General features: G+C 54.2%; 9 protein-coding genes. 5 read left to right on the forward strand and 4 right to left on the reverse strand.

What is annotated here, in order from left to right:
• The first annotated feature begins 11 nt into the window (after positions 1-11).
• Positions 12-1,205, forward strand: a complete 1,194-nt coding sequence (locus MWU62_RS01320) for a hypothetical protein (RefSeq protein WP_247113061.1) — start codon at positions 12-14, stop codon at positions 1,203-1,205.
• A gap of 26 nt (positions 1,206-1,231) precedes the next feature.
• Here MWU62_RS01320 and cobD read toward each other — a convergent pair whose 3' ends face one another.
• Positions 1,232-2,248, reverse strand: coding sequence for a threonine-phosphate decarboxylase CobD (gene cobD / locus MWU62_RS01325; RefSeq protein ID WP_348645616.1), 1,017 nt, complete (start codon positions 2,246-2,248; stop codon positions 1,232-1,234).
• The gene (gene cbiB, locus MWU62_RS01330; protein WP_247113294.1) at positions 2,245-3,201 is read right to left on the reverse strand and encodes an adenosylcobinamide-phosphate synthase CbiB; all 957 of its coding nucleotides are present in this window, start codon (positions 3,199-3,201) and stop codon (positions 2,245-2,247) included. The genes cobD and cbiB overlap by 4 nt, the downstream gene beginning before the upstream one ends.
• Positions 3,202-3,350: 149 nt before the next feature.
• Here cbiB and cobT point away from each other — a divergent pair, with 149 nt between their 5' ends.
• Complete coding sequence (gene cobT, locus MWU62_RS01335) at positions 3,351-4,418, forward strand: nicotinate-nucleotide--dimethylbenzimidazole phosphoribosyltransferase (RefSeq protein ID WP_247113062.1); 1,068 nt, start codon at positions 3,351-3,353, stop codon at positions 4,416-4,418.
• Positions 4,419-4,491: 73 nt separating this feature from the next.
• Positions 4,492-5,115: an alpha-ribazole phosphatase family protein gene (cobC, locus tag MWU62_RS01340; protein ID WP_247113063.1), complete on the forward strand. Its 624-nt coding sequence runs from the start codon at positions 4,492-4,494 to the stop codon at positions 5,113-5,115.
• Here the strand turns inward: cobC and cobU are convergent.
• Positions 5,096-5,611, reverse strand: a complete 516-nt coding sequence (cobU, locus tag MWU62_RS01345; RefSeq protein WP_247113064.1) for a bifunctional adenosylcobinamide kinase/adenosylcobinamide-phosphate guanylyltransferase — start codon at positions 5,609-5,611, stop codon at positions 5,096-5,098. The genes cobC and cobU overlap by 20 nt on opposite strands.
• Positions 5,612-5,792: 181 nt before the next feature.
• On the opposite strand from cobU, the gene MWU62_RS01350 reads away from it, so the two are divergent.
• Both MWU62_RS01350 and MWU62_RS01355 read left to right on the forward strand, forming a co-directional pair.
• Positions 5,793-7,679, forward strand: coding sequence for a DUF294 nucleotidyltransferase-like domain-containing protein (locus MWU62_RS01350; protein WP_247113065.1), 1,887 nt, complete (start codon positions 5,793-5,795; stop codon positions 7,677-7,679).
• Positions 7,672-8,400 carry a 3'-5' exonuclease gene (locus MWU62_RS01355; RefSeq protein ID WP_247113066.1) on the forward strand — a complete coding sequence of 243 codons (729 nt, stop codon included), beginning with the start codon at positions 7,672-7,674 and terminating at the stop codon, positions 8,398-8,400. The genes MWU62_RS01350 and MWU62_RS01355 overlap by 8 nt, the downstream gene beginning before the upstream one ends.
• A 22-nt stretch (positions 8,401-8,422) precedes the next feature.
• Here MWU62_RS01355 and msrB read toward each other — a convergent pair whose 3' ends face one another.
• Complete coding sequence (gene msrB, locus MWU62_RS01360) at positions 8,423-9,625, reverse strand: peptide-methionine (R)-S-oxide reductase MsrB (protein WP_247113067.1); 1,203 nt, start codon at positions 9,623-9,625, stop codon at positions 8,423-8,425.
• Positions 9,626-9,639: the final 14 nt, after the last annotated feature.

The raw sequence follows: 9,639 nt of genomic DNA on the forward strand, positions 1-9,639 counted from the left end.
GGAGTTTATCAATGAAAACTGAACACTACACCCGCAGCTTAGCGTTGCCCTTTGTGCTTGCCCTCACAGCGACACTGACTGCCTGTGGCGGAAGCTCAAGCGGCAACGATGGTAATTTGCAAGTAGGCGAAGACACAAAATATGTGGCTGTTATTGCAACAGCAGCAAGCGATTACAGCTCGGGCGAGGTTGAGCTGGCAGAACTTGATAAAGAGGATATAACGGCTTCGGGTGGCTACTTTTCAACAATTTCCGATATTACTGTGAACGCATACGGAGAGAACTACTACCTGATTGAAAAGTTCAACGGCGACTCCATTAAGAAAGTGAATGTGAGCGAGCCGGCCATAGCAACTTGGGACTATTCCACGCTTGCGGCTGGTGACGAGGGCTCATCCAACCCTTATAAGCTTGTTTTCGTGAGTGAGGAAAAAGCCTACCTGCTTCGTTACGGTGCCAGCAAAGCGTGGATTGTGAACCCTTCAGCCGCAACAGAGTCCGAGTTCCGTATCGGTGAACTTGATCTGTCAGCCTACCTTCCTGAAGACACCATTGGCGCACCCAACATGTCCTCAGGCGTAATCACCAACGACAAGCTGTTTATCACGCTGGAGCGGTTGGACAGCAATTACCAGCCGACAAACACCGCGTATGTTGCCGTGTTTGATACAGCAACCGACATGGAAATTGATACCAATCCGGAAAACACAGAGTCGCTGAAAGGTATTCCACTCCAAGGCTTGAACCCCGCACGTATCGAGCATGTTGAAGGTCTTGGCCTTACCGTGGTTAACCGAGGTGCCTTCAGCGCACCCTTTACCGGAACCGGTCTAGACATTGTTAACCCGGAAACCTTTGCCGTTAGCTCGTTAATTGCCGATGAGGATATCGCCACACAAATCAATAGCGCTGTCTTTGTTAGCCCAACACAGGCCTACATTCTTAACTACTCAGGCTGGCAGGACCTTGCTCTGCAACGTTTCAACCCAGCTGAAGGCGTGAGCAGCCTTGAAGATGTCGCTGATCTAACAGGTGGAGACTTCAGAACTCTAAACCTGAGCCCAGAAGGCACCCTGTGGTTAGGCGATGCCAACACAAACGCCCAAGGTATTCGTATTCTTGATACGACCACCGATGAGCAGGTCGACTTTGTAGAAACTCAGCTGTTACCCATTGCCGTCACCTTCTTGGAAACAGCGAAGTAAGGCAGCGGCTCAGGGCAGTGATGCAGCTAACCAAGCCGCATCATTGCCCGCTCCAACCGTTCCCAGTCGCGGTTGCTTCCGGGCAGTCCGAATCGCAGCATTTCTGGCTGTTCGAAATACCGAACCAACAGGCCATTGCGCGCAAAGCCTTCCGCCGCTGTTCGTGCCTGATCTACCCAGACTGTCTGAAACAATGGGCTACCGCCGACAAGTGCAAAGCCAACCTTCTGGAGCATACTTCGCAACCGATCAGAGTCCCTGCGCAATCTGTGCAAGGCTTGCCGTTGCCAGTTGTAATCACTCAGTGCCTTCTGCATCACGTAACGCGCTGGCCCGCTCAGCGACCATGGGCCTAAAACGCTCTGCAAGGAGCTAGCCACTACCGCGTCCGCCAGCACAAACCCGGCGCGCACACCCGCCAACCCGAAAAACTTTCCCAACGACCGCAGCACAATCAAGCCTGGCGCTCCGGCTTGATGAGCCACACTGAACGCGGGCGTAGCATCCATAAATGCTTCATCAACAATCAGCCAACCGCCACGCTTTTGTAGCCGCCGATGCCAGCGCAATAACGTAGAGGGCGGTATGATTCCTCCGGTGGGATTATTGGGATTAATCCACACCATCACATCTAGCTGATCCAGCCAGCGATCATCGCAACCCGATGCTCCGCCACAGGTTTGCCTCGGGCCAATAGGAACAACCTTATGGCCCGCTTCCCGCCAGTTGTACCCGTGTTCGCGATACCCGGGCACGGGTATACCCACACGGCAGGGTTTACGTAACCTCGGCAGCGCCATAATCGCAGCCTGACTGCCGGGCACAGGCACGCAAACAGCTGAAGACGGCGTTCCTGACCACTGCCGAACCGTTGCTTCTAGTCCATCACCGGCTTCTGGCAATCTCTGCCATAACTCCGCCGGTATCTCAGGCACTGGCCAGCCAATGGGATTGATCCCGGTAGACAGATCAAGCCACTGCGCACGGGGAATGCCCCAACGCTCCGCCGCTTTGTTTAAGCGCCCGCCATGCTCCAACATCATTGTAAGCACACCAGCAAAATCAAAAGTGCCGTAGCTACCAGAATGACGCCAAGCCAAAGCCAAACGCCGCGCTGCACCAAACCAATCGCACCCTCTACACTGTCTGGACTCGCATTCTGGGTGCCTCCCAAAACAGGGCGGTGTTTAACCCCCGAGGGATAGGGCGAGGGGCCACCAAGCCGAACATTCAGTGCGCCTGCACCTGCCGCCATAACAGGCCCGGCATTGGGGCTGTCCCATTGTGGTGCTTGTTTTTGCCAACACCGCCAAGCCAACTTCCTTTGGCCCAACAGCGTATAAGTAAGTGCTGTCAGGCGGGCGGGCACCCAACCCATGAGGTCGTCAAGCCGTGCTGCCACCCGGCCAAAATAAAGAAACCGTGGCGTGCGATAGCCCCACATGGCATCCAGAGTGTTTACCATTCTATGCAGTATCACCCCAGGCATTCCCGCAACCAGAAACCAAAACAAACTGGCAAACACGGCGTCTGCACCGTTTTCTAACATAGATTCGGTTGCTGCAGCCGCTACGCCTTGCTCATCCAAGGCGCTGGCCTTACGGCTTACAATACGGCTCACTTGATCCCGGGCTTTTTCAAGATCGCCGTCTCTCAGGGGTTCCGCAACAGCCTTGCCATGCTCTGCCAGCCCTCGCAAAGAGATAGCCAACCATAAGGCTACCGCCTGTACCAGCATCAGCAACACACCATCAAGCTTCACCGATAACCAGAGAGCGAGGCCCAGCAAAGGCGCCGTGAGCAAGAACACCGAAAACAATCCCGCCAGCAGGCTTCGAAGTGGGTCTTGGGGGGCGGTATTAAGCCGCTTTTCCAGCGCAATGGCCAAGCGCCCGAACCCGACTACCGGGTGCCAGCGACGCGGCTCACCAAGCCGAACATCAAGGGCCAGAGCAAGCACGCAGACAATCAATAGAGCGAATAACAACACAGGTATTTCCGGGCTGGTCAGAAGGTGAAGCCGTCAAGCCTACCTGATTCCATCCAGTCGGAGTATGATCCCGCTCCATACTGTTTTGAACCTAAGCCCTGATCACCGTAAAAGCACTCTGCGTTACGGTCTATTGATGCATGAAGGTATGTGAAATGTCGTTTCCCAGTAGTTGGATCAATTCTCCCCAGCAGCCCGATGTACGCTTTTTTGAACAGGCCGCCCAACGTCAAAGCATTCTGACCAAACCAGCTGGCTCTCTGGGCAGACTGGAAAACGCAGCCGTTCAGTTGGCTGGTCTGCAGGGAACGGACACGCCAACACTTGACCGCATACAGATCAGCGTTTTTGCCGGTGATCACGGCATTTGCGAGGAAGGTGTATCGGCCTATCCGCAAGCGGTTACGGCACAAATGATTGCCAACTTTGCCAATGGCGGCGCGGCCATCAGCGTGCTCGCAAAGTCTCTGGGTGCGGAGCTGGAAGTTGTAAACCTTGGCACCGTGTCCGATGTTGCACCCGACCTACCCGGTGTTATAGACGCTCGCATCGCCCCCTGTACCCGCAACTTTGCCGCCACCGACGCCATGACCAACGAGCAGGTCTGCGCCGCCCTAAATCATGGTGATGCCGCAGCCCAACGGGCGGCCGACAAAGGCAGCCAGTTGTTTATTGGCGGCGAGATGGGCATAGGCAACACCACATCTGCAACCGCCATTGCCAGTTCGCTCATGGGCAAAAACCCCATGAAGCTAACTGGCCCGGGTACTGGCCTGAATGTTGCCGGTGTGCGCCATAAAGCCGAAGTTATCATCCTTGCGATTCAACGCCACGATAACGACGATGATGGTCAGGATGCCATTGCTGTGCTCAAGGCCTTCGGTGGTTTTGAAATTGCGGCCCTAGCAGGTGCCATTGCGGGCTGCGCCGCACGATCTATCCCGGTGCTGATCGACGGCTACATTGTTTCAGTAGCAGCAATGCTTGCAGTAAGCCAGCAGCCCCGTATTCGCGATTGGTTGCTGTTTGCCCATCGCTCGGCTGAGCCAGGCCACCAAGCGATTCTGGCAGCATTAGACGCCGAACCACTACTTGATCTGGGCATGCGCCTTGGTGAAGGCAGCGGCGCGGCTGTCGCCATTCCGTTGCTTAGGGCAGCTTGTGAACTACATAACAATATGGCCAGCTTTGAAGACGCTGGCGTAAGCAACAAAGACCAGTAAAAGAGTTCATCTGGAAGATCCTACTGCCCAGAGCGAACTCATACAGCGAACACCTAGCAAGGGCATCTCCACTATGGCTGATAGCACAACCCTATTTGACCTAATTCGCCATGGCGAGCCAGAAGGCGGCCCCATGTATCGCGGCAGTAAAGACGACCCGCTGAGCGAGGCTGGTTGGCAGCAAATGCGCGACGCCATTACGGAAGTCGATACTTGGGATGCTATTGTCACATCACCTATGCTGCGCTGCGTTCACTTTGCACAGGAATTGTCAGATAGGTACAGCATCCCCCTGCATAAGGACGAACGCCTGCGGGAAATCAATTTTGGAGAGTGGGAAGGACGCACCGCGGATGAGGTTATGGCGAGCGATGGCGAAAGGCTCAGCCAGTTCTGGGCAAATCCAGTTGCCAACACGCCGCCCGGGGGCGAAACGGCAAGAGCGTTTAACGACCGTGTTGTTGAAAGCTGGCAGCATTGGCAACAACAGCTTTCAGGCCAGAAAGTCCTGATCGTTTGCCATGGCGGCGTGATCAGAATGCTCATTGCAGATGTTATGAACATCCCACTGGAACATGCCTTCTCCAGCCTCGCTACACCTTATGCTTGCCGAAGCAGAATACAGGTGGACACATCAGCTCATGGAAAATTCCAGAGCTTAGTCGCCCACGGCGCATTCAAGGCTTTAGCACCATAGGCAGCCCGGCGACACTCATCACCACCTTGTCGCTGACCTTTGCCAATGATTGGTTAAGCCACCCCAACTCGTCGGCAAAGCGACGGGTAAGCGGGTCCATGCCAATGGTGCCTAGCCCAACTTCGTTGCTAACAATCACTAGCTCGCCGGGATAACGGCTTGCCTCATTCAAGAAAGCTTCTCGCTCATAAGCGAAGGTTTTTTCTCCTGCGTGCAAGAGGTTACTTACCCACAAGCTCATGCAGTCCACCAACAGGCAGGGCGGGCTTTGAGCCAGTGCATGGCGGGCAAGCACCGGGGCCAGGGCAAGGGATTCTTCTTCAACACCCCACTGTGCTGGGCGTTGTTGCTTGTGGCGTTGAATGCGCAGGCGCATTTCATCATCGCCGGCTGTGGCCGTTGCCAAATACACCACGGAGTTATGAGTATCACCCGCCAACCGCTCTGCAAGCGCAGTTTTACCGGAACGAATACCGCCTAGAACAAGGGTATGCATGATGGTTGATTATTTTCCTATCGGATAAGCTGGCATGCTAACCGCCCAACACGCCGCAAAGCAAAAGACCAAATACACAGCCTTGCATCGACATTGCCTTTCGGCGAAGGTCTCACTGCCTAAACGGCGGTTTCTGCTATAGTTTTGAGCAGGCGTTATCCAATTCCACCCGGGAGACAGCATGCAGGCTGAACTGATCGACATTCGCAACCACCTTATCCAGCATGCCCCGTTTGATGACATGCCGGAGGAGCTGGTGAATCAGCTCACCGAAAGCATAGAAATCAGCTACGTGCGGGCGGGAACCCAGATAACAGAGACCGGGCAAATCAGTACCCGAATGTACTATGTGCGTAGCGGTGCCGTGGAAATTTTCCGACGTTCCGGCGAGCTTTATAACCGTATAGGTGAAGGCGAGATTTTCGGTCAGTTTGGCCTGCTGATGCGGGGTCAGGTCAGGTTTCCAGCCCGGGCCTTGGAAGACAGCTTGCTGTATAGCATTCCTGCCGAAACTTTTCATAACCTGTTTGAAAACGACGAGAACTTTGCAGACTTTGTGGAGATCGAGGACCGCAGCCGTTTGCGCTCAGCGGTCTCCCGTCGGGAAAAATCCAACGCGCTGATGACCTCCCGCGTTAGCCGCCTGATTTCCCGTAAAACCGTCTCGGCACCCACCACCGTGCGCCTGCAAGAAGCTGCACGAATCATGACGGATCAAGGTGTTTCAGCGCTGCTGCTGATGGACGAAGAGTGCGGAGATAAGTGCGAAAGCGACCGCCTCACAGGCATTATTACAGACAAAGACCTGCGCACCCGCGCGGTCACCGAAGCACTGCCCTCCGAAACACCCATCAGCGAAATCATGACTGAAGGGCTGATTACCATCCGCGCCAGCAGCTATGTTTTTGAAGCCATGCTCACCATGCTGCACAACAACGTGCACCACTTGCCGGTAATAGACGGGGAGGAAGTCCGTGGCGTGATCGCCCTTGCCGATATTGTGCGATACGAAAGCCAGAGCAGCCTATATCTGGTGAGCAACATCTTCCATCAGCAGCATGTGAAAGGCCTAAAGAAAATCAGCAATGATGTGCGCGACAGTTTTGTACGCATGGTCAATGAGGACGCCAACTCCCACATGATCGGCAGTGCCATGGCAGGCATTGGTCGCAGCTTTACCCAGCGCCTACTGGAGTTGGGCGAGGAAAAACTGGGGCCACCGCCGGTGCCATACTGCTTTATGGCGCTCGGCTCCATGGCCAGGGATGAACAACTGGTTGTGACGGACCAAGACAATGCCATGATTCTGGACGACAGCTTTGTGCCGGAAGAGCACGACGCGTATTTTCTTGAGCTGGCGAAGTTTGTATCTGATGGCTTGGCAGAGTGCGGTTACACCTACTGTACCGGCGATATCATGGCAACCAATCCGAAATGGCGCCAGCCATTAAAAGTATGGCGCAGCTACTTTACCGACTGGATTGAAAATCCTAAAGCCGAGGCCCTGCTTAACAGCAACATTTTCTTTGATCTGGACGGCATATACGGTCGCACAGAGTTTGCTGAAGAGCTCAAGTCTCTGGTTGCAGACAAAGCCAGTAAGAGCCAGCTTTTCCTCACTCTAATGGCGCGCAACGCCCTCAATCGGACTCCCCCTCTGGGCTTCTTCCGCACCTTTGTACTTGAGGAAGACGGCAAGCATCAAAAAACTTTCAATCTGAAGCGTCGGGGTACAGCGCCTCTATCGGACCTAATCCGAATTCATGCGCTGGCATGCGCCTCACAAGCTCAGAACTCCTTCGAGCGGCTAAAAAGTATCAGCAAAACCAAGCTGATTATGGATGACGATCTGAGCAACCTGAGAGACGCTCTGGAGTTCATCTCCATTGTGCGTATCCGCCATCAGGCGCTAACCCTAGAAGCGGGAGGCGAGCCGGATAACAACGTGCGCCCAGAAGACCTGTCGCCGTTCGAGCGCAGCCATCTTAAAGATGCGTTTCAAGTTGTGAGCAATGCTCAGAAGTTTCTAAGATTCCGTTACAACTCTCAGGCAACGCGGCATGTCTGATATCCCCTCAGTGCCAGACGACATCAAAAGCCTGCCATGGCCAGAGCAGTTTCAAACTCTGGCAAAGCATGCCAAGGCGCCGGTATTAAAAGCCTTTTACGAAGCCGGTTGCGTTGCCCCGGACACACCCATTTGCGAAGTCCCTATGGTGGCCTTGGACTTTGAAACCACGGGTTTGGAATCAGAGGCGCACTCTATTGTCAGCATCGGCTTAGTGCCCTTCACGCTAGATGCCATTTCGCTTAGTCAGGCAAAACACTGGATCGTGCGGCCCAAACTGCCGCTGCATCAAATGTCTGTCACCTTCCACGGCATTACCCACGCCGATATCGAAAAGGCTCCGGATCTGTCTCAGATACTTGAGGAGGTATTCGCCAGCCTGAACGGCCGAATTCCAGTGGTGCACTTCCGGCATATCGAGCGACCTTTTCTGGATGTGGCGCTCCAATACCGCCTGAATGAAGGCATTCGATTTCCGTTGGTTGATACCATGGCTATTGAGGCGCACCTGCACCCGGATCGCCAACCCTCTTTCTTCAAGCGCATGATTGGGGAAAAGCCGGTATCCATTCGCCTTTCAGACAGCAGAACGCGCTATGGACTGCCTCACTATGCGGCCCATAACGCTTTGATAGATGCCATTGCCACTGCCGAACTGCTGCAGGCGCAGATCCAGCATCACTTCAGCCTGCAAACACCCATCGGCGATTTGTGGCTCTAATGGTTATTAAACGGCTTAGCGCTTACTGCGACGCCTTTACCTCGGGAATCCAGTCGCCGTAACCGGCCTCAGCCATGTCCTCTAGCGGGATAAACTTCAGCGCTGCCGAGTTCATACAGTAACGCAGGCCACTTGGGGCCGGACCATCGTTAAACACATGCCCAAGGTGCGAATCGGCAAAGCGGCTGCGGATTTCAGTGCGCTTCATGAAAAACCCGTTGTCTTCCTTCTCTACAACCATGCTTGAACTCAACGGGCGGGTGAAACTTGGCCAGCCGGTTCCAGACTTATACTTGTCGCGGGAAGAGAACAGCGGCTCGCCGGAAACAACATCCACGTAAATACCCGGTTGTTTGTTATCCCAGTAAGGATTGCTGAAGGCACGCTCGGTGCCGTCGTTCTGTGTTACTTCGTACTGGGTGCTGGTAAGGCGCTGCTTCAGCGCTTCGCTGCTTGGTTTAACGAAGGCTTTTGGGTCGAAGCCCTTCTTCTCTGCCGCACCTGTGCCTTTGGCAGACTCATTAGCACTGCTCTGCATGTTGTTGTCGGGTTTGAACTGGCTGAAATCCAGCTCATAATCCTCACCATAAACGTCTTCAATGAACTGATAGCGTCCAGAGTTGAAGGTATAGAGTTTGTAGCGCACAGGATTCTTTTTGTAGTAATCCTGATGGTACTTTTCAGCCGCATAAAAGGTTTTCAAGGGCGTAATTTCAATCACCACAGGGTTTTCATATATACCGGAAGCCTGCAGCTCTTTTTTAGCCGCTTCAGCCAAACGCTTCTCCTCAGGGTTTTGGTAGAAAATCGCCGGGCGGTATTGTTGGCCACGGTCCACAAACTGGCCGTTGGCATCTGTCGGGTTCATCATTCGCCATAGGCCCTGCAGCAACCCTTCATAAGTAATTTCTTTCGGATCGTAATACACCTGCACAGCTTCTGTGTGCCCGGTGCTACCGGAAGCGACTTGCTGGTAAGTTGGGTTAGGCTCCTCTCCGCCTGCATAGCCGGAAACGGCCTCTACCACGCCGGGGATCTTTTCGTACCCGGCTTCCACGCACCAGAAACAACCTCCGGCAAAGGTGGCGACCTTCAAACCGGGGTCTGTGGGCGCATAGGCATGGGCGCTATCCATGCCTTTCTCAGCAGTGGCAACGGTGGCATAAAAAGCGCCGGTTACCGCGATCAGCAGTGCGGCGACCATTGCGAGCATATTTCGGTTCATAACAACTCTCCTTG

The organism is Marinobacter sp. S6332 (assembly GCF_023016045.1).
Taxonomy (GTDB): Bacteria; Pseudomonadota; Gammaproteobacteria; order Pseudomonadales; family Oleiphilaceae; genus Marinobacter.